This window comes from Rhizohabitans arisaemae (assembly GCF_025996515.1).
Taxonomy (GTDB): Bacteria; Actinomycetota; Actinomycetes; order Streptosporangiales; family Streptosporangiaceae; genus Rhizohabitans; species Rhizohabitans arisaemae.
The window spans coordinates 1-26912 of record NZ_BLRH01000001.1; the positions used below are offsets into that span (position 1 = coordinate 1).

Consider the following 26912-nt stretch of genomic DNA (forward strand, 5'->3'; position numbering starts at 1 on the left):
GAGCTTTCCGTGGTCGTGAGCTACAACATCGAGATCATCTCGTCAAATCTACCCAGCGAGGCATGAAGGTCCTAAATTTACGGGCATTCCTCCACATGGCGTGAGCAACCCTGATGAGAGGCCCTTCATGACCGCGTGGGAGACCGTGCGCAAGCTGATCGAGCGGAAGGACGCGGACGGGATCGCCGCGTTCGCCGCCGGACTCGACAAGGCCGAGCGCCGTGAGGTCGCCGACAACCTCCCTGGGCATCTCGCGGTCCTGCGTACCCCGAACGACCCGTGGAGGACCGTGGCCCTGTACGGGCTCGCGCTGCGCGCCGCCGGAGCGGCGACGATCGAGGGAGCGGCCGCCCTGGCGACCTGGTTGCACCGGCGGGATCATTCGCCACGCCGGACCGAGGACACGGCCGAGCGCACCAGGCTGCTCACGATCCTGCAGGCCCGGCCGGTCGAATGGCAGGCCGACCTGGCCGGCCGGCTCGCCCTCAAGATCCGCAACTCCAGGTCCTGGGGACTCGGGATCGTTCTTGAGCTGCTCCGCCGTACCGGGGCCGAACCCCCGGCCCACGACGCGCTCGTCGTCGGCTGGGTCGCGACGACCACCCCGTCCGAGGAGGCGGCCAGGCCCGGGTCGCTCCTGGAGCGGATGCTCCCACGGATCTTCGAGGCGGAGGGGGTCGGCCGGGCCCTGGAGTCGACCCAACCGGATGATCCGTGGATCGCCGAACTGATCGCCGATGCGGGCCCGGCCAGGCGGGAGACGCTGCTGAGCGGCTGCGTCGGAAGGTTCCTGCGCGGCGGATCGCCGACCGGCCTGCGCTACTACGGACGGCTGCACGAGGCGCTGAAGCCGACCGCCGAGGAGATCGCCCCGCGGGCCCGCGACTACGTCCGGCTGCTGCCCGCCGCACCCGGCCCCATCGCCGAGCTCGCCCTCAGACACCTGCGCACACTGGACGACCTGGACCCGTTTGAACTCGCCGAGGCCCTGGAGGGAGTGCTGTTCCGGCCCGAGCGGCGGCCGGCCGAATCCGGTCTGGCCTGGCTGGAGGAGTCGGTCCGGCGCAAGCCGGGCCTCGCCGACGACCTGGCCGGAGCACTCGCCGTCGCCTTCGGCCACAAAACCTTCGAGGTTCGGCGGCGCGCCGTACGGCTGGCGCTGAACCTCGCCCCCGGGTTGAGCGCGGAGAGCACCGCCGTGATCGGCGGGGCGGTCTCCGGGCTGCCCCCGGAGCTCGGCGCCGCGCTCGCCGGGGTCTTCGGCGGCGAGGTGGCCGAAGCCGAGGAGGTGTTCGACGACTTCGTCCCGGGAACGCCGCCCGACCCGATCCGGCCGGGCCCGTTCCCCGCCCCGATCGAATCCCCCGAGGAGATCGACACCCTGTTCAAAAGCTACGAGGCCTACACGTGGCGGAACCTCGAACGTATCCTGGCCGCCCTTGTCACCCTCGATCTCGATCGTGACATGCTCACCGGCGATCTCCGCGCCGGATACGTGAGCATACGGAGGCGCTGGAGCAACTCCATGTCCTGGCTCAACGCACTCCACCGGACGCTGCACGTCCGAGTCGGCGAGCACACCCTCCAGTCGCCTCCGTCTTTCCCGGCCAAGCTGCCGGATCCGAGCAGCGTGTCCCCACCCGTCTGGCTCACACTCAACCGCTGCGCCGAGCTCTTCGACGCGCTGGTCACCGGGAACGCCCCTCCGGTCCTGCTCGCCACCCCCACTCGCGACGACGGGCGGCTCGACCCAGGCGTCTTCGTGGACCGGCTCGCCGCCTGCGAGGCCGCGGGCCTCCCGCCGCTCCCCGCCGACTTCCAGCAGGCCCTGCTCCGCGTAGCCCGTACCGTCCCCGCCGACGTCCTCCGGCGGGCCGCGGCTCTGACCTCACCCGAGGGACGGCAGGCCGGCCGATGGCTCGCCGACGGCGGGCTCCCCGACCCGAAGGTGACCCTGGAGTGGTCTGCCGTGCACCACACCCGCTCCGTCCGTTCCCTCCTTCCGGCGGCTACGGAACCCGAAGGCGGTGACCCCGCCCACGCGGGATCGGGGCCGAGTCCCGGGGACGGAGGTCTTCGGCTGTTCCCGATGATCGACTGCCCCGCCACCGGGTACGCGCTGATCGACCGGATCCTCACCGACCCCCGCCGGTGCACCTGCGGGATGACCAATCAACGCATCGAAGACTTCTCGTCGACCCTGCCGGGCCACCGCGAACTGAACGCCGCTCATCTTCTGGTGTTCCTGGGTGACGAACGGTATCGCCGCGCGTACGCCACAAGGGAGCATCTCTTCACACTCGTCCGCTCGGGAGGTGCCTCCGGCGAAGTGTTCTCCGCGGTCCTCGCCCGAGTGATCCTGCCCGACGGCTTCTGGCAGCCGATGCTCCAGATGCTCGCCGAAGACGGGTTCCCGGCCGGTGAACTCGCCTTCCAGCTCGCCCAGCGGGTCAAGCACGGCGGTGAGTCGATCAAGAAGCTGTCCGATGCGCTGGAACAGTTCGCCAGAAAGGGCGCACACCACCAGGTGTGGCCGGTGACCGAGACGGTGTTGCGGCTGCTGCTCCCCGCCGAAGGGGAGAAGGCGGGCACCGGCTTGGTCCACCTGATCACCTTCGCGGCGACGCTCGCCCGCTGGACGGACAACCGGACGGAGATCCCCGAGCTGGCCGCCTTCGCCGCCCGCAAGGGCGACACCAAGGTCCTGCGCGAGGCCCGAGCCGCACACGCCTGTCTCACCCGTCCCTGACCCCGACCGCGTCGCGAGCATGTACAAAGGAGCCCGATGACCGCGTGGGAGACCGTGCGCGACCTGATCAACCGCAAGGCCGCCGACGAGGTGGCCGCGTTCACCGCCGGGCTCGGCGACGCCGAGCGGCGTGAGATCGCCAAGAACCTCCCCGGGCACCTCCCGGTGCTGCCGAGCCTGGACCCGGACTGGCAACCGTGGCACAACCTCATCCGGTACGGGCCCGCGCTGCGCGCCGCCGGAGCGGCGACGATCGGCGGGACCGCGGCCCTGGTGACCTGGCTGTACCGGCGGGACCACACGCCGGGCGGGACCGAGCACGAATCCGAGCGCGTCAGGCTGCTGGAAATCCTCGCCGCCCGGCCGGCGGAGTGGCAGGCCGACCTGGCCCGGCGGCTCTCCCTCAAGATCCGGAGGGCCGACTCCTGGGGGGTCGGCGTCACGCTCGGCCTGCTCCGCCGTACCGGGATCGAACCTCCCGCCCACGACCCGCTCATCGTCGGCTGGGTCGCGACCACCACCCCGGCCGAGGAGGCCACCGAGCCCGGATCGCTCCTGGACCGGATGCTGCCACGGATCTTCGAGGCGGAAGGGGTCGGCCGGCAGCTGCAATGGGCGAAGCCGGACGACCCGTGGATCGCCGGGCTGGCCGCCGAAGCGACCCCCGCCCGGCGGGAAACCCTGTTGCGCGGCTGTGTCGGGAGGTTTCTGCGCGGCGGATCGCCGATCGATCTGCGCTACTTCGGCCGGCTGCACGAGGCCCTTCGGCCGACACCCGAAGAGATCGCCCCACGGGCCCGCGACTACGTCCGGCTGCTGCCCGCCGCACCCGGCCCCATCGCCGAGCTCGCCCTCAACCACCTTCGCAGGCTCGACGACCTGGATCCGTCCGAACTCACCGAGGCCTTGGAGGGTCTGCTCTTCCGAGTGGAGCGGGGTCTGGCCGAATCCGGTCTGATGTGGCTGGAGGAGTCGGTACGGCGTCGGCCCGGCCCGGCCGACGAACTCGCCCCGGCGCTCACCCTCGCCTTCGGCCACAAAACCTTCGAAGTCCGGCAACGTGCGGTACGGATCGCACTCAAGCTCGCACCCCGGTTGAGCCGGGCAGGCGCCACCACGATCGGCGAGGCGGTCTCCGCGCTGCCGCCCCGGCTCGGTTCGACGCTCGCCGCGGCGTTCGGCGGTGAGGTGGCCGAGGCCGAGGAGGTGTTCGACGACTTCGTCCCCGGGACGCTGCCCGGCCCGATTCGGCCGCGTCCGTTCCCCGCCCCGCTCAAGTCCGCCAGGGAGATCGCCGACCTCTTCGCCAACCACGCCGACGACAATCCACGGCGCGTCGAGCGCATTCTGGCGGCCCTCGTCACCCTCGACATCGATCGTGACAGGCTCGCGACCGACCTCATCACCGAGTACCTGCGTAGGCCAGGCACGTTGCGCAACACCCTGGGAACCTGGATCGACCCCCTCAGAGGCATGTTTCACCCGTCCGGCGGCGAACCCTCGGCAGCCGTTCGCCCCCTTCCCACGGCCCCACCACCGTCCTTCGCCGACCTGCTACCGGCCCCGGACAAGGTGCCGACGCCCCAGTGGATCACTCTCAACCGCTGTGCCGAGCTCTTCGACGCCCTGATCGCCGGAAATCCTCCGCCGGTCCTGCTCGCCACCCCCACACGGGAGGACGGGCTGCTCGACCCCGGCGTGTTCGTGGACCGGCTCGCCGTCTGCGAAGCCGCGGGCACCCCGCCCCTTCCCGCCGACTTCCAGCAAGCCTTGCTCCGCGTAGCCCGTACCGTGCCCGCGGAGGTCCAGGAGAAGGCCGCCACCTTGACCTCGCCCGAAGGACGCCAGGCGGCCCGATGGCTCGCCGAGGGCGGGCTTCCCGACCCGAAGGTGACGGTCGAATGGTCCCGCGTCCATCCCCGCCTGTTCCTCCCCCAGTGGCTCGCCGAGCGCGGACCGGTCGAGGGCCGCGCCGACCGGGACTCCGGCGGCTCCCCTCCCGGCGCGCCCGACCAGGCGCCGAATCCCGGGAACAGCGGGACGCTGCGGCCCACCGCGGTTGTCGACGCCCCTATGACCGGCTATCCGCTGATCGACGGAATCCTCACCAACCTTTCGACCCGGGTGAACCCCTGGCTCGTGGAGGACTTTTCGCCGGTCCTGCCCAACCACCGTGAGCTGAGTGCGGCCCACCTGCTCGCGCTGGTGCGGGCAAGCAGGTACGACCCCGTGGCCTCGTCCACGAAACGGCTCATCACCACCGACGGTCCCGCGGGTGCGGCGCTGTCGGCGGTTCTCGCCCAGGACACGCTGTTGTTCGGCCACGACCACACATCGGCGCCGGTGCTCCAGCTGATCGCCGGAGACGAACTCCCCCTTGACGAGCTCGCCGTCCAGTTCGCGCAGCGGATCAAGAACACCGGTGATTCGATCAAGAAGCTCTCGGATGCCTTGGAGCACTTCGCCAGGAACGGCGCACACCACCAGATGTGGACGGTGACGGAGACGGCACTTCGGCTGCTGCTTCCCGCAGAAAAGGAGAAAGCGAGAACCGGGCTGATCTACCTGATCACCTTCGCAGCCATGCTCGCCCGCTGGACCGATACCCGAGCGGAGATCCCCGAGCTCACCGCCCTCGCCGCCCGCAAGGGCGACACCAAGCTCCTGCGCGAGGCCCGGACCCTCCGCGCCTACCTCATCCGCCCCTGACCTCGGCCGCTTTGGAGCAAGAAGGAAGAGTCCGTGACCGCGCGGGAAACCGTGCGTGAGTTGATCGAGAGAAAGGAGCGGACGGGGTCGCCTCGTTCACCGCCGGGCTCGGTGAGGCCGGACGATGGGAGATCTCCAGGAGTCTCCCCGGTCCTCCACACCGGAGGAGTGGCTGAGCCGGCCGCACCGGCTCTGTCACGACTCCCTCGAAGCGGAGGCGGTACGGACGGCTACCGCGGTGTGACGGTCACTTCGACGGTGACACCAGCCCCGCCTCATAGGCGAGGATGACGAGGTGGACCCGGTCACGCGCCTGCAGTTTGGCCAGCAGCCGGGACACGTACACCTTGACGGTGGCGACGCTGATGACCAGGTCGGCGGCGATCTCGGTGTTGGACCTGCCCCGTCCGATCAGGGTCAGGACTTCGCGTTCCCGCTCGGTGATGCCCTCCGGCCCGCGCGGCGCGGGACCGGGGGCGGGGTGGTCGGTGAACGCCTCGATCAGCCGCCGGGTGACGCCCGGTGCGATCAGGGCGTCACCGGCGGCCACCACCCGGATCGCGGTGAGGATGTCGTCCAGGGCCATGTCTTTGACGAGGAATCCGGATGCGCCCGCACGGAGCGCGCCGTAGACGTTGTCGTCCTCGTCGAAGGTGGTCAAGACGATGACCTGGGCCCGGCTGGGGCCTTGGGTGATCAGCCGGGTGGCCTCGATGCCGTCCATGCCGGGCATGCGAATGTCCATCACCACGACGTCGGGGCGGAGGTCCTCGGCCAGCCGGACGGCTTGCAGCCCGGTGGCGGCCTCACCGACGAGTTCGAGACCGGGGGCGTCGGCGACGACCATCTGCAGGGCGGAACGGATCAGCGGCTGGTCGTCGGCCAGGACGACGCGGACGGTCATCGCGTTCCCGTCGTCAGGGGCAGGCGGGCCGCCACTCGGAAACCGCCCTCGGGTCGCGGTTCGGCGGACAACCGTCCCTGCAGCAGAGTGACCCGCTCGCGCATCCCGACCAGGCCGAAGCCGCCACCCCCGGCGTGGTGGGGGCCGCGTCCGCCGTCGAGGACCTCGATGACCACCTCGTCGTCTCGGTACTCGACGGATACCCGGCACCAGCCGGTGCCCGCGTGGCGCACCACGTTGGTGACGGCCTCCTGGATGATGCGGTAGGCCGAGACGTCGATCTCCGGCGGCAGCGGACGCCGTTCCCCCAGCAGACGCACCTCGACCCGAACACCTGCTTCCGTCGTGGCCGCGGCCAGCCGCTCGATGTCCCCCAGCCCGGGCATCGGATCGCTCGGCGGGGCCTCCTCGGGCCGGCGAAGCACGCCCAGCGTCCGGCGCAATCCCGACAGCGCCTCCCGGCCGGCGTTCTCGATGTCTCCCAATGCCTGCGCCGCCCGCTCCGGCTGGGTGTCGATGACCCGCCGCGCCGCACCGGCCTGCAGAGCGATGACCCCGACGCTGTGGGCGAGGGTGTCGTGCAGCTCACGCGAGATGCGCAGCCTTTCGTCGGCGACGGCCTGGGCCGTGGCCCAGGCGATCTTCGACTGGGCGTGTTCACGCGCTTGGCGTACCGTGTGGCCCACCAGCCAGGCGATGACCGCCGTCGTGGCCAGGCCCACCTCCGCCGCGACGCCGTGGGGCAGGCCGAGGGTGAACCAGCCGGCGAGCACCGCGAGCGCGCCGACGAGGGCGATGATTCCGGTTCGGCGCGTCGAATGTGCCGCGACGAAATACAAACCGACATCGACCGTGAGCAGTTTCGCCACCGCCACCGGTGTCTCCGCCACCCCTGGCGGCACGCCCGCGAACATCGCCGCGAGCAGCAGACCCAACGCCGGCAGCGGGCGCCGACGCAGCAGGATGCCACCGGCCAGCACCAGTGCCGAGGTTCCCGCCAGGTACATCCACGCGTTCCCGTGCAGGCCGCGCAAGCCGCCCCGCGCCACGAACATGAAGACCAGACCCGCGCACCAGGGCAGGCTCGTCCAGACGCCGGGCGGCACCCGCTTGCGCAGCGGCAACGGAGGGAGGACAGGCATGACCCGATGGTAACGGCGCGTGGTGGGCGCCGACATCGGACCGCGGGTGTAAGACCCCGGTCTACCGGCGGCAACGCGATGCCGGGCGCAGCCGGACCCTTCGGTTCCGCGCTCGCGTGACAGACTCGGACCTGTCCGGACCCGATACGGCCTTCCGCTTGGGGATGCCGGGAGGCTGCCGGCGACCGTACCTGTCGCGTCGACCCCTCGCCGGTGGCCTGCCCGGGATTTCGTGGAAGCCGATGCCGCAGACGGCAAGGGTGGCGCCGCGGGATCCCGTGCTCCGGTCAGTCCGCCCGTGCCCAGAAGTCGAACGGGTCCCGCCCCGGGCGGAACCCGTGTGCCTCCGCCAGATGCGCCGCCTCCCGGAACCTGCGCGCGACGACCGACGGCTCATGGGCGTCACTTCCGAACGTGATCGCGTGGCCGCCCTCCTCGTGCCACCACCTCACGATGATCGCGTCCAGCGGCACGACCGTGTTGATCTCAAGCGCCCTCCCCGACCGAGCGGTCGCCCGCAGCGCATGCCGGAACTCCTCTTCGAACGCCATGGGCTCGAACGGACCGGCCTCCCGCGCCGGCCAGTAACGCACCGGGTAGTCGATGTGGGCCAGCACGGAGAAGGCATCGTTGTCCTCGACCAGCCTGGTGATCTCCGCCAGGTATTCCCGGACGACCTCAGCCGCGGCTCGCTTCCCAAAGAGGCCGGGCGGCTCCGCGAACCCGTCCCCGGTGGGGAGGCAGTGCAGGGAGCCGAGCACCCGATCGAACGGGCCGGCGGCGAGCACCTTCGCGGCGGCCGCGGCATGCCGATGTGGTTCGCCTATCTCCAGGCCGCTCAGGATCCGCAGACCCGGAAACCGTTCGCGGCATCGCTCGATCGCCTCCAGATAGCCGGATGCGTCGAACCCCGGAGGGGTGAGCAACCCGTCCGGCGTACTCAAGGCCGCGAGATGGTTGTTCCCCTCCAGGGCGTCGCGATCGACCGTCCACACCGTATGGTCAAGATGTTCGGTGAAGACGATCGCGGGAAGCCCAAGCTCCACCGCCCGGGCGCAGGAGCCCTCCATCGAGCCCATCGGCGCGTCCCACGACCACTCGCTGTGCACATGGCTGTCTGGAGGTAATGCCACAGGCCCACCGCTTCCGCACGAATCACCCTTTGGTGCGATCACCCTAAAAGGTAATGCGGGAGAGGGTAATCCCGCGCGACGCATGTGCCTGTGGCTGAGATCGGATACCCGACCTGGAAGGACATCCGAACGCAGGGGTCGCAGCCGGGCCGAACGCGGCACACCCACTGTCGACGACACGTGAGGACCGGCTCTGGCACGAACTTCCCCGGGCTACGCCGCGATCTCGACGCCGCCAAAGCCGGGTTGACCCTGCCCCGCAGTTCCGGGAAGGCTGAAGGCCACGTCAACCGCGCCATCATGGGAAATCCGGGCTGTCAGGCGGACCATGCTGCCCGGCCGTGGATATCGGCTGGCAGATTCCGTCAAGAAACCCGGACAATCGCTTGTCGTGAGCATAGGCATCTCCGGCTTCGAGCCGACCTTTCTCGTCGGTCTTGAAGCCGTCCGTGAGGAACACGGACGAAGACTGGCCGCACTTGGTGGGCGACGTCTGACCGGGTTCGCGGTTGTGCGTTTCATCGAGAACGGGGAATGGTTCGCCGACTGTCCGGTCGTCTTGAACTTCGACGGTGTCCAGGTGGAGATCTGCCACTACAAGCTCGATGAGCTGTCGATCGGCTGGAACAGCATCGATACGACGGCTGTGATCGGTGGCTGGGAGTGGTTCGAGCTGACGCCGGCGTGGTCCGGTGCCGACGAGCGGCTTGAGTCGCTCGTCGGCCAGGAACTCCGTGAGGTTGTTCTGCTGGAGTGGCGTCCCACGAGGGGGAATGACCTGGCGGACGGCACCGTCGCGGTGGAGTTCGTCTTCGATGCGGGTCGTTTCCACATCGGCAACGGTCTCGATGAGAACAGCATCGATGTCGGCGAGGCCCATCCGGATCTCGTGCGGTACCGGCTGGGCCGTTGCACGCAGCCTGACTAGCGCTGTGACACAGGTGGTGTCACAGCACTAGCCGGCGCTCCCTCATCGCGTTGAGGAGAGTCACCCGTTCAGCGCAGGGAGGTTCGCTGAGTACACGTAGACGCTTGTCCAGCGGTCCGGCCCATCGGCGCCTCAAGATCCATGACCTTTGTCGCCGAAAGCCGAGCGCGCGGAACACCTGTCCAGGACCTTCGCAGTCGGCTCGAGGTCCTCGGTCTCCCACTGCTGTGGATAGCACCCGGACACCGCAGGCCGCCTCCACCACGGGCAACCGCCGAACGCGCGGCCGGTACGGGCCCTGATCCGTCACCGGCCGCTTGCTCAGGCGATCAAGCCGCCTTCGGCCGTACCGGCTCCCTCTATCGGGGTATGTCCCAGGCGACCGGCTCAGGTACGGGCTGCGCCGAGAAGGTCAGGACCTGGCCAGCTTGTCGAGCAGCTCGGCCAGCTCCGTCGGCTTGGTGATCATCGGCCAGTGCCCGGCGTCAAGGGTGACCAGGTCGTGGCCGGGCGGGGCGATCGGGTCACCGGGGTCGCCCGTGCAGGCGACGAAGGTGCGCGGCAGCGTCTCCACCGCGCCGAGGTCGGCCGGTGCCGAGTCGCGGAAGGTGTTGATCGGGTGGCCGACGCTCCGGGTGTGGAGCCACGCGCGATCCTCGGGGGTGAATCCGTGCTCGCCGAAGTTGGCGTCCATGATCTCATCGCTCATCACCTGGATCCGCCCGTCCACGACGGTCTGCATGATCGCTTCTTCGAACTCCGGCGGCATGAGGTCGAACAGCGACTTACCCCCCTCCGGGACGACGGCCGCGATGTGGACGAGCCGCGCGATGCGATCGGGGATTTGCGCGGCGGCGATGGTGGCCGGGGCTCCGCTGTAGGAGTGCGAGACGAGTACGACGTCACGCAGCCCGGCGTACTCGATCGCGGCTGTGATGTCGCGGACGTGCGTGGCGAGCGTGGTCTCCGCCGAGCCGAGGTGCGCCCGGTCGCCGAGACCGGTGAGTGTCAGCGGGTGGACGTCGTGTCCGGCCGCGGTGAGAGCCGGGGTGACCCGCTCCCATGCCCAGGCACCGAGAAACGAGCCACCGACGAGAACAATGCTGGACATTGGCCTGCTTCCTTCGTTCGAGGTCCGATGGAGACAGGCTATGCAGGATTGTGGACGGTAATTGCCCTAATTTGGATTTGCCCTAATTTAGGATGCCACTATGTCCCGTCCCGCGAACCGGCTGCTGACCCTGCTCGAACTCCTGCAGGACCGCGGGCTGGTCTCGGCCGACGAACTGGCCCGTCGGCTGGAGGTCGACGGCCGGGCGATCCGCCGCTACATCACCTCGCTCCGCGAGATGGACATCCCGGTCGAGTCGGTGCGCGGACGCCACGGCGGCTACCGGCTCGTCCGCGGGCCCCGGCTCCCCCCGGTCATGCTCGCCGACGAGGAGGCCGTCGCCGTGGTGGTCGCCCTCGCCGCCGCAGGCGACCGGCAGGAGGGCGGCGAGCCCTCTCCGACCGACCGGGCGCTCGTCAAACTCAACCGGGTGCTGCCGACGACGCTCCGGGAGCGGGTCAAAGCCCTCGCCTCCGCCACCTCGACGACCTTCACCGGCGCGCGGATCCCGGAGCCGGAGCCCGCGATGGCGCTGGCCGCGGCCGTCCAGTCGCACCGCACCGTCCGGATCGAGCACCCCCGGGGCGTCCGCGACGTGGACCCCTACGGGCTCGTGGTGCACCGCCGCCGCTGGTACCTGGTCGGTCACGACCATCTGCGCGACGCCGTCCGCATGTTCCGGCTGGACAAGATCGCCGAAGTGACCGAGCTGCCCCGCCGGTTCACGCCCCGGAGCGACGTCGACCCGGTGGCGTACGTCCTGCGGTCGCTGACCCTCGGCACGTGGACGCACCGCACCGAGGTCTGGCTCGACACCGACGCGGCGACCGCGCGGGCACAGCTGCCGGCCACCTTCGGCGAGCTGCGGCCCTGCGCGGAAGGCGGAGTTCTCCTGGTCAGCGGGGTGGAAGACCTGCCGGCCATGGCCCGGATCCTCACCGGCCTGCCCTGGCGGTTCACCGTACGGAACCCGCCCGCCCTCGCCGACGCGCTCGCCGCCCACGTGGCCGACCTCGCCGAAGCCGTCACCCGCTCGCACCGGCCTCAGCCGTGACCGGGTGACGCCCGACTGCACCCGACACACCTGATCGTTGCGCTATGCGCACCCGCAGAGGCGCGCACACCACAAGGATCACCCAACATGCCAACCGACAAGCCCGATCCGGCGCAGCCCGTACCCATCTCTCATGATCATTGCGCTATGCGCACCCCCAGCGGTGCGCACACCACAACGATCACCGTGACACCTCGCTGTGCCGAATCGGAGTTCCGGGGAACACACTCTCGCGCCCGCTGATCGAGTGCCGTACAGGCTCCGGGGAAACCGGTGCGGGCCCGCCCGGCTGCTCATGCGCAGGGCGGGTCGACCGGTTCGGGCCCGGCGGCGACCGTCGTGACCCCCTGAAGGGGGCCCACGGTCACGGCCACCGCGGTCCAGGTGCCGTAGATCGGCAGGCTCACGGCCCCGGCGACGGGGCCTTGGCAGCCGTACCGATCCCCTGCAAAGCGGTTACGGCCGCCGCGGCGGGCCGAGGAAGCGGAGGGCGTTGCCGCCGAGCAAGGCGGCCCGGTCGTCGTCGGTGAGGAAGGTCGCCTCGCGGATGAGTGAGCCGACCGGGGACTCCCCGAGCGGGTAGGGGTAGTCGGAGCCCAGCATGACGTGGTCCACCCCGACCGTGTCCACGAGCAGGCGGAGCGCCCGCTGGTCGAACACCACCGAGTCGACGGCGAAGCGGCCCAGGTAGTGCGACGGCGGATGCTCGGAGACCCCGACCAGGTCGGGGCGGCGGTGCCAGGCGTTCTCGACCCGGCCGAGCCAGAACGCGAACGAGCCGCCGCCGTGGGCGAAGCAGATCCGCAGCGACTCGGGGAGCCGGTCGAACACCCCGCCGAGGATCATGGCGAGGATGGAGAGGTGGGTTTCGGCGGGCATGCCGACCAGCCACTGGGCCATCCACCGGTCCAGCCGCGGGCCGCCCGCCATGTCCCAGGGATGCACGAAGACCGGGACGTCGGCGGCCGCGCAGTGCTTGAGGAACTGCACCACCCCCTCGTCGTCGAGGTCCCGGTCCCCGGCGTGGTTCCCGATCTCGACGCCGCGATGCCCGGAGGCCAGGCAGCGGTCCAGTTCGGCGCAGGCGGCGTCCGGGTCCTGCAGTGGCACCTGGCAGAACGGGATCAACCGCTCCGAGGTGCAGACCTCCAGGGCGAGGTCGTTGAAGATCTTCGCTACCCGGATCGCCTCCGCGGCGGGGCGTTCGTAGGAGAAGAAGACCGGGGTCGGGGAGACCACCTGGAGGTCGACGCCGTCGGCGTCCATCTCGGCGAGGCGTTCCCCGGCGTCCCAGCAGTTGGACCCGATCCGCCGGAACTCGTGGTCACCGAGGAGGATCATCGCCTCGCGTTCGGAGTCGACGCGCAGCCGGGGGGCGTCCGGCCAGCCCAGGTCCGGCCAGCCGCCCGGGACGTAGTGCGTGTGGACGTCGACGACCTCGCCCACGCCCGCTCAGCCCTTACCCGGGTGCAAGGCGCCGCAGGAGGGACACGTCCGGGCCTCGACGGAGTCGTAGAAGGACTGGAACACCGGCGGCAGGTCGTCGACGATGCTCCGGACCTGCAGCTCGACCTGATGGACGAGCGCCGAGCACTCCAGGCAGTACCACCGGAAGCTCTCCAGGGTGCCCTCCTCGCGGATCCGCTCGACCAGGAAGCCGACGGAACCGGGCTCGGGGCGCTGGGGGGAATGCGGCACGTTCGCCGGGAGGAGGAACATCTGCCCTTCCCGGATGTGCACGGTCTCCTGGCCGGCGGGGGTCATCACATTGAGGTGCATGTTCCCCCGGACCTGGTAGAACAGCTCCTCGTAGGGGTCGACGTGGAAGTCGGTCCGCTGGTTGGGGCCGCCGACGGCCATGATGACGAAGTTCTCCGACTGCTCCATGACCACCTGCGCGTTGACCGGGGGCTTGAGCAGGTGCTCGTGCTCGTCGATCCACTTGTCGAAGTCGATGGGCGGGATCATCATGGCTGCTCCTTCGGACGGTAGGCGACGGCCTGGATCTCGATCAGCAGGTCGGGGTGGGGCAGCTGCCGGACCGCGACGGTGGTACGGGCGGGGCCGGTCTCGTCGAAGAACTCGCCGTAGGCCGCGTTGTAGGCGGCGAAGTCCGCCATGTCGACCAGATAGGAGGTGGCCTGGACGACGTCGCCGAGGTCGGCGCCGACCGCGCGGAGGATGTCCCGGATGTTGGAGATCACCGCTCTGGTCTGCTCGGCGACGTCCCCCACCCCGGCGATCGAGTTGTCCGCCCGCCTGGAAGAGGTACCACAGACGTACAGGAAGTCCCCGGCCCTCTTCACATGGGGATATTTCCCCAAAGGTTGGGCCTTGCCGTCGATGATCACGCGGACTCCTTCGCGGTGAACGAGACCGAGCCGAGGCCCTCGATCTCGGCCCGGACGTGCACCCCGGGCCGGAGCGGCTCGGCCGCCGTCGCCGCACCGGCCATCAGGATCCACCCCGGCTCCAGGGCGAAGCCGGCGACCCGCGCCAGCCGCGCGGCCTCCGGCAGCGCCAGCCGCGGGTCTCCGAGGATCGCCGCGGTGGAGCCGATCTGGATCGGCCGCCCGTCGAACTCCATGATCACACCGAGGTTGGAGACGTCGGTGTACGGCTGCCAGGGCCCGATCGCGTACCCGGCCGCCGAGGTGTTGTCGGCGATCACGTCGGAAAGGGAGAATGTGAAATCCCGGTACCGCGAGTCGATGATCTCCAGCCCGACGGCCACCGCGACCGGCTGCAGATCGGCGCCGAGCTTGAACACCACCTCGGGCTCCACCCGCGGGTGGATGAAGCGGGTGAGGTCCACGGGGTCGTGCACCGCCATGGCGTCGGTCACCCGGCCGATGATCAGGTCGTCCACGCCCATCTGGACCCGCTTGGCCTGACTGGTGAAGCCGAGCTTGGCCCCCGAGATCCGCTCACCCCGCCCGATCCGGTGCCCGATGATCCGCGCCTGCACGGCGTAGGCCGTCTCGACCGCGAACCCGGCGCCGGGCTGCTGCACCGGCTCCGCGGTACGGGCCGCCTGGTCCAGCGCCTCGGCGAAACTCTCCTCGGCTCTCAATTCCCGCTCCTTGCCACACCGTCCCGCTCCCGAACCAGGTCGAGGGCGACGTCCACGATCATGTCCTCCTGCCCGCCGACCATCCGGCGGCGCCCCACCTCGACGAGGATGGCGCGAGTGTCGATCCCGTACCGCGCCGACGCCGCCTCGGCGTGCCGCAGGAAGCTGGAGTAGACCCCCGCGTAACCGAGGGTAAGCGTCTCCCGGTCCACCTGCACCGGCCGGTCCTGCAACGGCCTGACGACGTCGTCGGCCGCGTCCATCAGCGCGAACAGATCGCACCCGTGGTCCCAGCCGTGCAGATCGGCGACGGCGACGAACACCTCGAGCGGGCAGTTTCCGGCACCCGCCCCCATCCCGGCCAGGGAGGCGTCGACCCGGTGGGTCCCCTCCTCCACGGCGACGACCGAGTTGGCGACCCCGAGCCCCAGGTTGTGGTGGGCGTGGATGCCGATCTGAGTGTCCTCGCGGAGGGTGTCGCGGTACGCCCGGACCCGGTCGCGGACCCCGTCCATGGTGAGCCGGCCGCCCGAGTCGGTCACGTAGACGCACGCCGCGCCGTACGACTCCATCAGTTTGGCCTGCTCGGCGAGTTCCTTCGGCGGTGCCATGTGCGACATCATCAGGAAGCCCGCCACGTCCATGCCGAGTTCCCTGGCCACCCCGATGTGCTGGGCGGAGATGTCGGCCTCGGTGCAGTGCGTGGCGATCCGGACGGAGACCACGCCGAGGTCGTGCGCCCGCTTCAGGTCGTCGACCGTGCCGATGCCGGGCAGCAGCAGGGTGGTCGGCTTGGCGGTGCGCACGGCCGAGACGACGGCCTCGATCCACGCCCAGTCGGTGTGCGCGCCCACGCCGTAGTTGAAGCTGCTCCCCGCCAGGCCGTCGCCGTGCGCCACCTCGATCGCGGCGACCCCGGCGGCGTCCAGCGCGGCGGCGATCTCGCGTGCCTGCGCGACGGAGTATCGGTGCCGGATGGCGTGCATGCCGTCCCGGAGCGTCACGTCCTGGACGTAGATCTGGGTCATCGCGCGATCCTCTCGGCCGTCCGCAGCGCCGCGGCGGTCATGATGTCCAGGTTCCCGGCGTAGGCGGGGAGGTAGTGCGCCGCTCCCTCGACCTCCAGGAAGACACCGACCCTGACCCCGGCCCGCCCGTCGGGGGAGAAGTCCGGTTCGACCTTGTCGAACTGTACGTCCTGCTTGAGCCGGTACCCCGGCACGTAGTTCCGCACCTCGGCGACCATCTCGCCCACGCTGCGGGCCACCTCGGCCTCGTCGCACTCGTCGACCAGGCAGTAGACGGTGTCCCTCATGATCAGCGGGGGGTCGGCCGGGTTGAGCACGATGATCGCCTTGCCCCGGGCGGCCCCGCCGACCTGCTCGATGGCCCGGGAGGTCGTCTCGGTGAACTCGTCGATGTTCGCCCTGGTCCCCGGGCCGGCGGACTTGGAGGCGATGGAGGCGACGATCTCGGCGTACCGGACTGGGGACACCCGGCCCACGGCCGCGACGATCGGGATCGTCGCCTGTCCCCCGCAGGTCACCATGTTGATGTTGGGTTCGGTCAGATGCTCGTCCAGGTTGACCGGCGGGACGACGTACGGGCCCACGGCCGCGGGCGTCAGGTCGATCACCCGCCGGCCGTGCTCGCGCAGGATCCGGTCGTTGTGCCGGTGGGCCTTGGCCGAGGTGGCGTCCAGGACGATGCCGACGTCGGCGAACTCCGGCAGGCCGACCAGTCCCTCCACCCCGTCGCTGGTCGTGGCCACGCCCCGGCGCCGGGCCCGGGCCAGTCCATCGGATTCGGGGTCGATCCCGGCCATCGCCACGACCCGGACCCGCTTGGACAACAGGGCTTTGAACATCAGGTCGGTCCCGATGTTGCCGGACCCGATGATCGCGACAGGGGTGCTCATGACTCACTCACCGTTCGTTCGCTCCGCGCCGTACTCATGTGCCGTACTCATGTGAAGACCGCCCGGACCGAGCCCAGGCCGGAGATGCGCGCGTCGAAGACGTCGCCCGGGCTCACGTCGGCCATCGGGCCGAGTGCCCCGGTGAGCACGACGTCCCCGGCACGCAGCGGATGGTCGGTCCGCGCCATCGTGTCGGCGAGCCAGACCGCCGCGTTGAGGGGATGGCCGAGGCAGGCCGCTCCGGCCCCGGTGGAGACCTCGCGCCCGTTCCGCGTCATCACCATTCCGGCGAGCCGCAGGTCCCGCCCGTTCAGGGAGTACGGGGTGGCGCCGAGCACGAAGGCGCCGCTGGAGGCGTTGTCGGCGACGGTGTCGACCAGGCGGATGTCCCACGCGGCGATCCGGCTGTCGACGATCTCGATGGCGGCGAGGGCGAAGTCCACGGCCCGGATGACGTCGGCGACGGTGTGCTCGCCGTGGGTGAGGTCGTCCTTGAGCACCAGGGCCACCTCGGCCTCGGCCCGGGGCCGGATGAAACGGTCCGCCGGGATCGGCGCGCCGTCCCCGTAGGCCATGTCGGCGAAGAGCATGCCGAAGTCGGGCCGGTCTACGCCGAGCTGGCGCTGGACCGCCGCCGAGGTCAGGCCGATCTTGCGTCCGACCAGCCGCGCCCCGGCCTTCAGCCGCCGCTCGGTGTTGACGCTCTGTACGGCGTACGCGGCGTCGACGTCGGCGACCCGGTCGCGGATCGGCGCGCACGCCGTCCGGGTCTCCCCGGCGGCCCACAGGGTGTCCGCGACCTCGTCGCGCACTTCATCACTGGTCATGGGACTCTTTTCGCGCATGGGACGTCAGCCCAGCCTGATGGTGATCGTGGAAGGCTCGGAGTAGAAGTCGAGGGAGCGGACGCCGCCCTCCCTGCCGATGCCGCTGAGCTTCACCCCGCCGAACGGCGTGCGCAGGTCGCGCAGGTACCAGGTGTTCACCCAGACCAGACCGGCCTCCAGTTTCGGCGCGACCCGGTGCGCCCGGTCCAGGCTCTGAGTCCACACGGTGGCCGCGAGGCCGTACTCGCTGTCGTTGGCCCAGGCGATCGCCTCGTCCTCGGTGTCGAACGGCGTGATGTGGCAGATCGGGCCGAAGACCTCCTCCCGGCAGATCCGGGAGTCCCGGGGGAGTCCGCTGAGCACGGTGGGCTCGACGTAGTAGCCACCGTCGCGGTCGTCGCCGAAGGCCGGGACCCCGCCCCCGGCGTGGACGACGGCCCCCTCCTCGCGGGCGATCCGGTAATAGGAGAGGACCTTGTCGCGATGCTCGGCGGAGATCATCGGCATCATCGTGGTGTCCTCGTCCTCCGGCCGGCCGAAGCGGAGCCCGCGGGCGTGCTCCGCCAGGCGGGCGGTGAACTCCGCGAAGATCGGCCGCTCGACGTAGAGGCGCTCGGTGCACAGGCAGACCTGGCCGCCGTTGGTGAACACCGACCGCGCGGTGCCCGCGACCGCGGCGTCCAGGTCGGCGTCCGCGAAGATCAGGCCCGCGTTCTTGCCGCCGAGTTCGAACGAGACCGGCTTGACCCGGTCCGCCACCGACTTCATGATCGCCGCGCCGGTCCGGGTCTCCCCGGTGAAGGTGACCGCGTCGACTCCGCGGTGCGCCACCAGGAACTCCCCGGCGGAGCCCGGGCCGAAGCCGTGCACCACGTTGAAGACCCCCTCGGGGAGGCCGATCTCCGCGGTGATCTCCGCCAGCAGGGTCGCGGTGGACGGGGTGTCCTCCGACGGCTTGACCACGACGGTGTTCCCCGCGACGAGGGCCGGGGCGACCTTCCAGGTCATCAGGAGGAACGGCAAATTCCACGGGACGACCACCGCGACCACGCCGTACGGCTTGCGCACGGTGTAGCTGAGCGCCCGCTCCCCGCCGGGGATCGACGTCTGGAACGACTCCCCGGGCAGCTGGGCGGCGATCTCGGCGAAGGAGCGCAGGTTGGCGGCGCCGCGCGGGATGTCCAAGGTCCTGGTCTGGGTGACGAACTTGCCGGTGTCGGCGATCTCCGCGGCGACCAGGTCGTCGAAGCGCCGCTCGATCCCGTCGGCCAGGCGCCGCATCCACGCCGCCCGTTCGGCGACCGGCAGCGCGGCCCACCCGGGCGCGGCGCGGCGGGCGGCCTGGACCGCCTCGTCCACCAGGCCGGCGTCGGCCTCCAGGCACTCGGCCACGGCACGGCCCGTCACCGGGTCGTGCACCGGGAAGGGCACCCCCTTACCGGAGAACTCCCCGCCGACGAAGTTCCTCAGAATCCGCAACTGCGCCTCATCTCACCTCGAATTCCCTGTCTACGGTATAGATGTCCGAATGTGCGTGTGACAATATGACGTTCCGTGGGACGGAACATCGATCGCATGTCCATGCTGGAGAAGTCGTGGCTGATCCTCGACTCGTTCCGCCCCACGGGCGGGCCGCTCCGGCTCGCCGACGTCTCCGCCCGCTGCCGGCTCCCCAAGACGACCACGCACCGGCTGCTCGCCGAACTCGCCGAACTGGGCGCCGTCGACCGGCAGGACGACGGGTACATCCTCGGCCGCGCGCTCTTCGAACTCGGCTCCATCGTGCCCCTCGAACGCGACCTGCGGGACGCCGCGCTCCCCTTCATGCACGACCTCTACGAGGCCACCCGGGAGACGGTCCATCTGGCGGTACGGGACGGCCTCGACGTCGTCTACGTGGAGAAGCTCCGCGGGCACGAGGGGCTCGCCCTCCCCTCCCGCGTCGGGGGACGGCTCCCGCTCACCTGCACCGGGGTCGGCAAGGCCCTGCTCGCCTTCGCCGGGGAGCAGCTCATCGAGGAGGTGCTCGGCCGCCCGCTGCGCCGGCTCACCCCGCACTCGATCGTGGACCGCTCCCGGCTGGAGGAGTCCCTGGTGAGCGCCCAGCAGACCGGGCTCGCCTACGAACGTCAGGAGGCCCAGCCCGGAAGCGCGTGTGTGGCCGCCCCGGTCTTCCGCGACGGCGTCTGCGTCGCCGCCCTCTCCGTCTCCACCCCGATCGCCCGCTTCCAGCCCGCCCGCCTGGCCCCCGCCGTCAAAACCGCCGCCCTGGGCATCTCCCGCGCCCTGGCCCGCCACACCCCACCCCGCTGACCACGGGGCCGGAAGCGGCTCCGCCGAGGCCGACCGCCCGTCGGCAAAGGAGTGGCGCGCCACAAGAATCCGTCTTCCCGCCACTGGACCAAAAGGCGTGCACCGGACCCTTCGGCAAGCAGAGCGCCGACGGAAATCGATCGACGCTCTGCGGACTATCGGCCGGATGAAGCCAGACGGTTCCCTGTCCAGAACACAGGAGTCATAGTCACCAGGCCGCTCCGACTCCGAACAACCAGAAAATCGGTTCGATATGGCCTTCCATCAGAGGTCTCTCCCTCTAGATGAAGAACTCTGCCATTTCGCATTCCACTCCTGGAAACGATCTCCTCGGATCCGGTCCACTTTGGCATCGGACCGGGCAATCTCATTCCCCTTCGGTTCGCGTCGGCGATGAATCCCCTGCACATGTTCTCATCGGCGGCTATAGAGCTCCCACACAGGAGCCGTAGATCTCCGGTGCTGGCGGCAGCATACGCCCTTCTGAGCACCTCGATACTCTCCGCCTCAGAGACGTCGAATCGCGCCGTTTCTCGTGCCTCCTCAAGTCGTGCGATGTAGCTCACAGAATAGATTCCTATCCCGATAACCACAGCAGCTAAGAGGACCAGAGAAATCAGCCGACTCATTTAAGTCACCCTATTTTCACCTGGGGATAATTAGCAGGCACCCCCACAGTATATGTAGGAGTAGGGAAATCGGACATTCCACAGAGGCTTGTTTGCTTGAGGCGAAGTCACAGAAATGGCAGACGAAACCTCTCGACTCCCCTGCGCAACACTCCACAGCCCTGCCTTCCAGTGATTCTTGAAATCACCTGGAGTGGCGCCCTTGGACATATCCCACTTTCCGCACATCGTATAGCCCAGGGGCAACTCGACGCCGAAGAAGGCTAGGTTGAGGCCTATGGTAGAGCAATCGTCTGTCTTCTTGTCCGATCTTGGGTTCCAGTCCGTCCAGGCCTTCTGCGTGCCGGCTCCCGACTTTGGAGTGCTCTCGACCCCACAGTCCTTGATCCCAATATCGTAGGCCTCGCTCGTGCAGGTTCCCCAGAGCTCGAGTCCCCAGTAGTCGGTTGTGGGGTTGCCATCATTCCGCTGGACCGTGATCCGATGACAGGTGTCGAACCATGCGTCGACCCCCTGCTGCCGCGCATAACAGTAGTTGGGGAACGCATGTATGTAAGTTGGCGCTAGAGAGGTTTCTCCTGATTCATCAGGAGAAAACCCGAGAGATTGCTGATCCGTCAGCCCGACGTTCGCGCTGAGAACGGACGTTTTGATTCGCGTGTCCGCGTCATAGGTCTCGATGATCTCTACACCCAGCGCGACCTTCGGTGCGACGACAGTCGAAGCCTCAGAACATTGGTGCCGGCAAATGAGTCAACAGATCGATGCGGATTGCTTGCGCCACCTATTGGATCTCCGCAGAATAGATGGCGCCCAGGTTTCTAACTCAATGTAGCGATAATCTTGGAGATTTGATGCCAACAAGCCTGAAGCTCCCACATTCGGATAGATGAAAATTGACTGCATGGGTTGGTTTTTGACACAGTCATAAAGGGTGTTTTGGAAGCTTGTTAGATTTGTCGACGCTGTTTTCCCTTGGGGAGGGTGTGGAGCGCTGGCAAGACGTGTTGCCTGAAACGCGGTGGGCCAGGTGCGTTGTTCGGGGGTGTCGGGGAGGTTAGCCACAGGCTTCAGGCGACGCGAAGCACTCAGACGGCAAAACTTGCCTAGCCGATGCCGAAGCGAAAGGGGACGGCGATGAGGGTGCCGTCGCAGAGCCGTTCTGAGGGCCAGGTGAAGTTGGGGCCGACTGAGCTTGCTCCGCTTTGACGGACACTGGTGGTGTGGTGTTCAGGCTGCTGCGGCTTCGAAGTCGGCGGGACTACGGTAGCCAAGGCTGCTGTGCAGCCGATACAGGTTGTACCAGCCTTCGATGAACTCGAAGATCGCGGTGCGGGCGCCAGCGCGGCCGGGCCGGGGACGATCGCCCGGCATCTCGCACTTGAGAGTGGAAAAGAACGATTCGGCCAGTGCGTTGTCCCAGCATTGTCCGGTGCGGCCCACCGACAACCGGATGCCGGACCTCTCGGCCGGTGCGGCGTAGGCGGTGCCGGTGTATTGGCGGCCGCGATCCGAGTGGAAGATCACCGCCGTGGTGGGACGGCGGTTGCGGCAGGCCGCCTTCAGGGCGTCGGCGACCGGTTCGGGGCGCAGGTGATCGGCGGTGGCCCACCCCACCACCCGCCGGGAGGCGACATCGATGACGGTGGCCGGATACAGCCAGCCCTCCTCCGTCGGGACATACGCGATGTCGCCGCACCAGCGGGTGTCGATCGCGGCCGGGTCGGGGGCGAAGTCCCGGCCGATCAGGTCAGGCCGCAGATGTGCGTGCGGATCGGCGATCGTGGTCGGCTGCCGTCGCCGGCGGTGACGGCCGGCCAGACCGGCCCGGCGCATCAGCCGGGCCACCCGCCGCCGCCCGCAGCCATCTCCCTGGCGTTGCAGCACCGCGTGGATACGCGGGGCGCCGTAGGTGCCCTTCGATCGCTGACGGGCCTCGGTGATGCGCGCGGTCGGGGCCGCGTCGCGCAGCGCGCGAGGGCCGGGAGCGGGGTCGCGGCGGGCGTGGAAGGCGGCACGGGAGACTCCCAGCAGCTCACACGCCCTTTTGACGCTGTGACCGCCCTGCTTCTCCGCCTCGATGAACGGGTGCACGCTCACCGGGTCTCCTTCGCGAGGAAAGCCGTGGCCCGCTTGAGGATGTCGACGTCCTCGCGCAACCGGCGGTTCCCCCGCCGAAGCGCCGCCGGCTCCTCCCGCTCGCTGCCGGTCGGCCCGTCGCGTTCACCGGCGTCGACCTCGGCCTGGCGCACCCGGTCGCGCACCGCGGTCCCGGTTGGATCGAAGTCCGCGGCCACCTGCCTGATCGGCCGGTCACCCCGCCGGCACAACTCGACGATCCCGGCTTTGAACTCCGGTGTGAACGAACGGCGAGACCGAGGCTTCTTCTTCCCCATGCTCTCCATGATGGACATCCTTCCGGGGACGAACCCCTGATCTCGGATGTCCGTCAAACCGGATCAAGCCCACGACATGCCGTCCGCACGCTCGATCACTGCTTCGACCGGTTGGCCTCGGGGCCGGTACTACGACTTGATCGCGGCGCCGCCGTACATGTGGACGTGCGCGTCCGGGACCGCGGCGGCGGCCTCGTCGGGGTGCCAGTGGTTGACGAGCACCACGCCCGGATCGATGAGCTTCAGGCCGGCGAAGAACGGCACCACCTCGGCCTTGGTGCGAGCCCTGACCGGGACGCCGTGGGCCGTGTAGGCGGCGACGCCGGCGTTCACCTCCTCCGGCGCGCTGTCGGCGGTGCACGTGGACAGCGCGAGGACGCTGCCCGGGGCCAGCGGGCGCATGAGCCGGTCGATGAGATCGTGCACTTCGGCGTCGTCCACGATGAAGTGCACGATCGCGAGGAGGGTCAGCGCGACCGGTTTGTCGAGGTCGAGCGTGTCCCGCAGTTGCCGGGAGGTCAGGATTGCGTCGGGTTCGCGCAGGTCCGCGTCCAGGTAGGACGTCTGGCCCGCCGGATTCCCGACCAGGAGCGCGCGGGCGTGCATCAAGACGATGGGGTCGTTGTCCACATAGACGACCCGCGATTCGGGCGCCACCTCCTGGACGACGTCGTGGAGGTTGGGCGCGGTGGGCAGGCCCGTACCGACGTCCAGGAACTGACGGATACCGTGCTCGGCGGCGAGGTGGCGGCCGAGTCGCAGCATGAAGTTCCGGTTGGCTCGCATGGATTTCGGCAGATTCGCCCAACCCTGCGTGATGTTCGCGGCCGCCACACGGTCGGCTTCGAAGTTGTCCTTCCCACCGAGCAGATAGTCGTAGATACGGGCCGAATGAGGCCGGTCCGTCTTGAGGTCGAGGTGCTCCGTGCCAACCCCGTGGATTTCATCCGTCACCGCTGGTAACTCTCCCTCGTTTATCCCATGCGGACCGTCGCCGAAGAGCGAACACGCCCTCGTCTACCCCATCGACGCAGCAGGCGATTTCGCCTGAAAGGCAGCGCTTTCCCCAGAACCTTCGCCGCGCCGTTCCCTCGGCTTTCAAGGATCAAACGCCGATGGCGCCACTCCGGATCGTGCCTCGCCGTGAACACACCCATAATGATCATGGGTGTTGCGACAAGTATCGGAACCACCAAAGGCGCAGTCAACCCGTCGGCGCCCCACCCGTGCGAACCAGGCTTAGAAAGACAAGAATCGGTGGGGACGGGCCGCCCGACGCTCGGCAGGCGGGACCCGCGACACCGGTGGCAGGCCGGCGGGCGGATCAGCCGTGCTTGGGCTCGGGCAACGCGGCGGGCCACGCCCGCTGCTCGGGGGTGTCGGGGACAGGCAGGCCGCGGGCGTGTTCGAGACGGCGCCACGCCTCCTCCGGCGTCACGCCGTTCAGCACCAGCAGGGAGACGGCGAGGAGGGATGCCCGGCCGATGCCGTAGCGGCAGTGCACGACGATATGCGCGCCGGAGCGGAGCCGTCCGGCGAGCCGGGAGAGCACCGGCAGGACCTCGGCCGACGCCGGGACGGCCCGGTCGAAAATGGGGATCCCGACGAACTCCAGTCCGGCCTCCGCCGCGGCCCGGGCCTCACCGGACAAGCCCGTCTCCCGGAGTTCACCCGGGGTGAGCGCGCAAACCAGGACGTCGACCCCGAACGCCTTGAGCGCGGCCATCTCGTCGGGGAGCCAGTCGCCGCCGCGCGGCTTGGCCATCGTGCTCAGGCCGCCCGGCCCTTCGTGAGCGACGGTGTGGAGCATCGGGCGCATCAGGCGAGGATGACGACGAGGCCACTCGACCGCGCCGTCGACGTCCCCTGCGAGGAGGTGTTCGGCGATCTGCCGGTGCTCCTCGGCATGCCGTTCGAGCACCTCGCGGTCGCCCACGACCAAGCGTTCGCAGCGGCACACGCCGAGTCTGCCGAAGGCGGCGATCCCCCCGCCCCCGTGATGGCAGTATCACCATCAGTAGATATATATTTCTTACACATAGCCGCTTTATTGAACATAGACGATATTTATCGAAACAATCATTATATGTCAGATTTACGTGCATTCGGAAGGCTGGCGCACCGGGCCAGAGCCGCGTGGTGCCTTCCTGGACCGTTCAAGCTGGGACTGGCCGTGATACCGGTGATGACCCTGGCAGGAATCGCCAAATTCCTCAAGGTAGTGCTGGGAACGTACAACCTGCGTGAACCACTCGACTGGCTTCATATCTACATCGTGGCCCCCGGTATCGCCATGGCTCTGGGCGCAGCCGCCTGGGGGCTGCTGCGAATGGCCGTGGACCGGAGACGAGACCCGTCGTCGACGGCGGCACCCACGAAGACCACGAGATACGCGCTCCTGGTCGGGGGTGCGATCGTGGCCGCGTCTTGGGGTACCGGATCGATCTTTCTTACCCTCAGTTCGACCGACGGCGCGGACCCGTATTCAACCGGCACGCTGGGCTGGGCTGGATACATCGCCATGAGCATCGGATGTCTGGCACTCATGGCGTTGACCGTCTTGGGCACCCGTATCGCGAACAAGTCGCGGCGTTAGCCGTTTCCCGGCGTCACCGCCGTGTGCCGCAGGCGGGACGGCCTACCCCAGGCGTTCGAGGATGACGGTGAGGCCGCTCGCCCAGTTCCGGTGGAGCGCGTCCACGGCGCCGTCGACGTCGCCGGCGAGGAGGCGTTCGGCGATCTGCTGGTGCTCCTCGGCGTGCCGTTCCAGCACCTCGTGGTCGCCGACGACGAGGCGTTCGTAGCGGTGCACGCCGAGCTTGAGGGAGGTGATCAGCTCCATGAGCCGTTCGTTGGGGCAGCCGCTGAGCAGCAGGTCGTGCCATTCGTCGTCGTACCGCTCGATGACGCCGTGCTCGGCGCGGGGGACGGAGAACCGCTTCGCCCGCTCCAGGAGTGCGGGAGCGATCCGGTGGAGGTGTTCGGGGTCGGTGAGCCGGAGGGCGAACGCCTCCAGGGTGGCGAGTACCGGGATGAGTTCGCCGAGTTCCTTGGCGCTCATCGGGGCGAACCTGAACCCTTTGCCCATCTCGCTGCGGATGAGCCCCTCCATCTCCAGCGCGATCAGCGCCTCCCGGAGCGGGGTACGGCTGACGCCGAGCGAGGTGGCGAGCAGGCCCTCGTTGATCGTCTCGTCGGGGTCGAACTCCCCGCGTTCCAGGCGAAGCCGCAGCTCGTCTTTGATCTGCTCGCGTAGCGGCCTGCGCTCAATCTTCACCTGATCATCCTCTCAAGCCGTACCGGCGCCGTCCACGGCGAGAACCGCGCCGCTGACGAACGCCGCGGAGTCGCCGGCGAGGAACGCCACGGCCTGGGCGATGTCGCGGGGCCGCCCGATGCGGCCGAGCGGCCGGTCGGCGGCGGCGGTGTAGAAGGACTCCACGGGCTCCCCCAGTTGCCGTGCTTCCTCGGCGAGCATGCCGGTGTCGGTGTCGCCGGGGCAGATGCAGTTGACCCGGATCCCGGCCGGGCCGTGGTCGATGGCCATCGCCCGGGTCAGGTTCACCACCGCGCCCTTGGACGCGCAGTAGGCGACGGCCCGCCCGCCCCCCTTGATCCCCCATCCGGAGCCGGTGTTGACGATGCTACCGCCGCGACCCATCCGGGGAACGGCGTAGCGGGACATCAGCATGATCGACTTCACGTTGACGGCCATGACCAGATCCCAGTCGTCCTCGGTGATCTCGGTGACGGTGGACCGGCGGATGATCCCGGCGTTGTTGAAGAGCACGTCCAGGCCGCCGAAGCGGTCCACGGCCGTGGCCACGACCCGTTCGCAGTCCCGCGCCTTGGCGACGTCGCAGGGGACGAACACCCCGCCGATCTCCTCGGCGGCCTCCCGGCCCCGGGTCTCGTCCAGGTCGGCGAGGACCACCGAGGCGCCGAGTTCGACGAAGAGGGCGGCGGTGGCCCTGCCGATGCCGGAGGCCGCCCCGGTCACGATGGCCCGTTTCCCGGTGAGCATGG

Annotated in this window: 25 protein-coding genes; 6 read left to right on the forward strand and 19 right to left on the reverse strand. The window is 69.2% G+C overall.

What is annotated here, in order from left to right:
- Positions 1-127 precede the first annotated feature (127 nt).
- Positions 128-2749, forward strand: a complete 2622-nt coding sequence (locus tag RUR_RS00005) for a hypothetical protein (protein ID WP_283132715.1) — start codon at positions 128-130, stop codon at positions 2747-2749.
- A 36-nt stretch (positions 2750-2785) separates the two neighbouring features.
- On the forward strand, positions 2786-5458 hold the full coding sequence (locus RUR_RS00010) for a DUF7824 domain-containing protein (RefSeq protein ID WP_283132716.1): 2673 nt from the start codon (positions 2786-2788) through the stop codon (positions 5456-5458).
- 247 nt (positions 5459-5705) lie between these two features.
- Here RUR_RS00010 and RUR_RS00015 read toward each other — a convergent pair whose 3' ends face one another.
- From RUR_RS00015 to RUR_RS00025, 3 genes are all read right to left on the reverse strand, one after another.
- Complete coding sequence (locus tag RUR_RS00015; protein ID WP_283132717.1) at positions 5706-6362, reverse strand: response regulator; 657 nt, start codon at positions 6360-6362, stop codon at positions 5706-5708.
- Positions 6359-7504, reverse strand: coding sequence for a sensor histidine kinase (locus RUR_RS00020; protein ID WP_283132718.1), 1146 nt, complete (start codon positions 7502-7504; stop codon positions 6359-6361). The genes RUR_RS00015 and RUR_RS00020 overlap by 4 nt, the downstream gene beginning before the upstream one ends.
- Positions 7505-7791: 287 nt before the next feature.
- Positions 7792-8637, reverse strand: coding sequence for a PHP domain-containing protein (locus tag RUR_RS00025; protein ID WP_283132719.1), 846 nt, complete (start codon positions 8635-8637; stop codon positions 7792-7794).
- 391 nt (positions 8638-9028) lie between these two features.
- On the opposite strand from RUR_RS00025, the gene RUR_RS00030 reads away from it, so the two are divergent.
- Positions 9029-9565, forward strand: coding sequence for a hypothetical protein (locus RUR_RS00030; RefSeq protein WP_283132720.1), 537 nt, complete (start codon positions 9029-9031; stop codon positions 9563-9565).
- A 412-nt stretch (positions 9566-9977) separates the two neighbouring features.
- Here RUR_RS00030 and RUR_RS00035 read toward each other — a convergent pair whose 3' ends face one another.
- Complete coding sequence (locus RUR_RS00035; RefSeq protein ID WP_283132721.1) at positions 9978-10676, reverse strand: alpha/beta fold hydrolase; 699 nt, start codon at positions 10674-10676, stop codon at positions 9978-9980.
- Between the two features lie 100 nt (positions 10677-10776).
- Here RUR_RS00035 and RUR_RS00040 point away from each other — a divergent pair, with 100 nt between their 5' ends.
- Positions 10777-11730, forward strand: coding sequence for a helix-turn-helix transcriptional regulator (locus RUR_RS00040; protein ID WP_283132722.1), 954 nt, complete (start codon positions 10777-10779; stop codon positions 11728-11730).
- Between the two features lie 456 nt (positions 11731-12186).
- Here the strand turns inward: RUR_RS00040 and RUR_RS00045 are convergent, their stop codons facing one another.
- From RUR_RS00045 to RUR_RS00080, 8 genes are read right to left on the reverse strand one after another with little or no spacing between them, the layout of a single operon-like run.
- On the reverse strand, positions 12187-13176 hold the full coding sequence (locus RUR_RS00045; protein WP_283132723.1) for an amidohydrolase family protein: 990 nt from the start codon (positions 13174-13176) through the stop codon (positions 12187-12189).
- 6 nt (positions 13177-13182) lie between these two features.
- On the reverse strand, positions 13183-13701 hold the full coding sequence (locus RUR_RS00050; protein ID WP_283132724.1) for a 3-hydroxyanthranilate 3,4-dioxygenase: 519 nt from the start codon (positions 13699-13701) through the stop codon (positions 13183-13185).
- A complete protein-coding gene (locus RUR_RS00055) occupies positions 13698-14081 on the reverse strand; it encodes a RidA family protein (RefSeq protein WP_283132725.1) in 384 nt (127 codons plus the stop codon). Before RUR_RS00055 ends, RUR_RS00050 begins: the two co-directional genes overlap by 4 nt.
- Positions 14078-14803 (reverse strand): 2-keto-4-pentenoate hydratase, encoded by a 726-nt coding sequence (locus RUR_RS00060; protein ID WP_283132726.1) that lies wholly within the window; start codon positions 14801-14803, stop codon positions 14078-14080. The genes RUR_RS00055 and RUR_RS00060 overlap by 4 nt, the downstream gene beginning before the upstream one ends.
- Complete coding sequence (gene dmpG, locus RUR_RS00065) at positions 14800-15831, reverse strand: 4-hydroxy-2-oxovalerate aldolase (protein ID WP_283132727.1); 1032 nt, start codon at positions 15829-15831, stop codon at positions 14800-14802. The genes RUR_RS00060 and dmpG overlap by 4 nt, the downstream gene beginning before the upstream one ends.
- Positions 15828-16721, reverse strand: coding sequence for an acetaldehyde dehydrogenase (acetylating) (locus RUR_RS00070; protein WP_283132728.1), 894 nt, complete (start codon positions 16719-16721; stop codon positions 15828-15830). Before RUR_RS00070 ends, dmpG begins: the two co-directional genes overlap by 4 nt.
- Positions 16722-16768: 47 nt before the next feature.
- Positions 16769-17548, reverse strand: a complete 780-nt coding sequence (locus RUR_RS00075) for a 2-keto-4-pentenoate hydratase (protein WP_283132729.1) — start codon at positions 17546-17548, stop codon at positions 16769-16771.
- Positions 17549-17572: 24 nt separating this feature from the next.
- Entirely contained in the window at positions 17573-19027 is a 1455-nt protein-coding gene (locus tag RUR_RS00080) for a 2-hydroxymuconic semialdehyde dehydrogenase (RefSeq protein ID WP_283132730.1), read from the reverse strand.
- A 96-nt stretch (positions 19028-19123) separates the two neighbouring features.
- Here RUR_RS00080 and RUR_RS00085 point away from each other — a divergent pair, with 96 nt between their 5' ends.
- Complete coding sequence (locus tag RUR_RS00085) at positions 19124-19861, forward strand: IclR family transcriptional regulator (protein WP_283132731.1); 738 nt, start codon at positions 19124-19126, stop codon at positions 19859-19861.
- A gap of 155 nt (positions 19862-20016) precedes the next feature.
- Here RUR_RS00085 and RUR_RS00090 read toward each other — a convergent pair whose 3' ends face one another.
- The 5 genes from RUR_RS00090 to RUR_RS00110 form a co-directional block, all read right to left on the reverse strand.
- A complete protein-coding gene (locus RUR_RS00090; RefSeq protein WP_283132732.1) occupies positions 20017-20490 on the reverse strand; it encodes a hypothetical protein in 474 nt (157 codons plus the stop codon).
- A gap of 1230 nt (positions 20491-21720) precedes the next feature.
- Positions 21721-22590 (reverse strand): IS3 family transposase, encoded by an 870-nt coding sequence (locus tag RUR_RS00095; RefSeq protein WP_283132733.1) that lies wholly within the window; start codon positions 22588-22590, stop codon positions 21721-21723.
- Positions 22587-22895 carry a transposase gene (locus tag RUR_RS00100; protein ID WP_283132734.1) on the reverse strand — a complete coding sequence of 103 codons (309 nt, stop codon included), beginning with the start codon at positions 22893-22895 and terminating at the stop codon, positions 22587-22589. Before RUR_RS00100 ends, RUR_RS00095 begins: the two co-directional genes overlap by 4 nt.
- A gap of 120 nt (positions 22896-23015) precedes the next feature.
- The gene (locus tag RUR_RS00105; protein ID WP_283132735.1) at positions 23016-23840 is read right to left on the reverse strand and encodes an SAM-dependent methyltransferase; all 825 of its coding nucleotides are present in this window, start codon (positions 23838-23840) and stop codon (positions 23016-23018) included.
- 370 nt (positions 23841-24210) lie between these two features.
- Positions 24211-24705 carry a protein-tyrosine phosphatase family protein gene (locus RUR_RS00110; protein WP_283132736.1) on the reverse strand — a complete coding sequence of 165 codons (495 nt, stop codon included), beginning with the start codon at positions 24703-24705 and terminating at the stop codon, positions 24211-24213.
- Between the two features lie 9 nt (positions 24706-24714).
- Here RUR_RS00110 and RUR_RS00115 point away from each other — a divergent pair, with 9 nt between their 5' ends.
- Positions 24715-25482, forward strand: coding sequence for a hypothetical protein (locus RUR_RS00115; protein WP_283132737.1), 768 nt, complete (start codon positions 24715-24717; stop codon positions 25480-25482).
- 42 nt (positions 25483-25524) lie between these two features.
- Here RUR_RS00115 and RUR_RS00120 read toward each other — a convergent pair whose 3' ends face one another.
- Positions 25525-26163, reverse strand: coding sequence for a GntR family transcriptional regulator (locus tag RUR_RS00120; protein WP_283132738.1), 639 nt, complete (start codon positions 26161-26163; stop codon positions 25525-25527).
- A 12-nt stretch (positions 26164-26175) separates the two neighbouring features.
- The gene (locus RUR_RS00125) at positions 26176-26910 is read right to left on the reverse strand and encodes an SDR family NAD(P)-dependent oxidoreductase (protein ID WP_283132805.1); all 735 of its coding nucleotides are present in this window, start codon (positions 26908-26910) and stop codon (positions 26176-26178) included.
- Positions 26911-26912 lie beyond the last annotated feature (2 nt).

What these genes read in the sequence shown, in the direction of transcription:
- RUR_RS00005 (WP_283132715.1), top strand. Translation starts at nt 128, where the DNA reads ATGACCGCGTGGGAGACCGTGCGCAAGCTGATCGAGCGGAAGGACGCG.
- RUR_RS00010 (WP_283132716.1), top strand. Translation starts at nt 2,786, where the DNA reads ATGACCGCGTGGGAGACCGTGCGCGACCTGATCAACCGCAAGGCCGCC.
- RUR_RS00015 (WP_283132717.1), bottom strand. Translation starts at nt 6,362, where the DNA reads ATGACCGTCCGCGTCGTCCTGGCCGACGACCAGCCGCTGATCCGTTCC.
- RUR_RS00020 (WP_283132718.1), bottom strand. Translation starts at nt 7,504, where the DNA reads ATGCCTGTCCTCCCTCCGTTGCCGCTGCGCAAGCGGGTGCCGCCCGGC.
- RUR_RS00035 (WP_283132721.1), bottom strand. Translation starts at nt 10,676, where the DNA reads ATGTCCAGCATTGTTCTCGTCGGTGGCTCGTTTCTCGGTGCCTGGGCA.
- RUR_RS00040 (WP_283132722.1), top strand. Translation starts at nt 10,777, where the DNA reads ATGTCCCGTCCCGCGAACCGGCTGCTGACCCTGCTCGAACTCCTGCAG.
- RUR_RS00050 (WP_283132724.1), bottom strand. Translation starts at nt 13,701, where the DNA reads ATGATGATCCCGCCCATCGACTTCGACAAGTGGATCGACGAGCACGAG.
- dmpG (WP_283132727.1), bottom strand. Translation starts at nt 15,831, where the DNA reads ATGACCCAGATCTACGTCCAGGACGTGACGCTCCGGGACGGCATGCAC.
- RUR_RS00070 (WP_283132728.1), bottom strand. Translation starts at nt 16,721, where the DNA reads ATGAGCACCCCTGTCGCGATCATCGGGTCCGGCAACATCGGGACCGAC.
- RUR_RS00075 (WP_283132729.1), bottom strand. Translation starts at nt 17,548, where the DNA reads ATGACCAGTGATGAAGTGCGCGACGAGGTCGCGGACACCCTGTGGGCC.
- RUR_RS00085 (WP_283132731.1), top strand. Translation starts at nt 19,124, where the DNA reads ATGTCCATGCTGGAGAAGTCGTGGCTGATCCTCGACTCGTTCCGCCCC.
- RUR_RS00090 (WP_283132732.1), bottom strand. Translation starts at nt 20,490, where the DNA reads ATGAGTCGGCTGATTTCTCTGGTCCTCTTAGCTGCTGTGGTTATCGGG.
- RUR_RS00100 (WP_283132734.1), bottom strand. Translation starts at nt 22,895, where the DNA reads ATGGAGAGCATGGGGAAGAAGAAGCCTCGGTCTCGCCGTTCGTTCACA.
- RUR_RS00110 (WP_283132736.1), bottom strand. Translation starts at nt 24,705, where the DNA reads ATGCGCCCGATGCTCCACACCGTCGCTCACGAAGGGCCGGGCGGCCTG.
- RUR_RS00115 (WP_283132737.1), top strand. Translation starts at nt 24,715, where the DNA reads ATGACGACGAGGCCACTCGACCGCGCCGTCGACGTCCCCTGCGAGGAG.
- RUR_RS00125 (WP_283132805.1), bottom strand. Translation starts at nt 26,910, where the DNA reads ATGCTCACCGGGAAACGGGCCATCGTGACCGGGGCGGCCTCCGGCATC.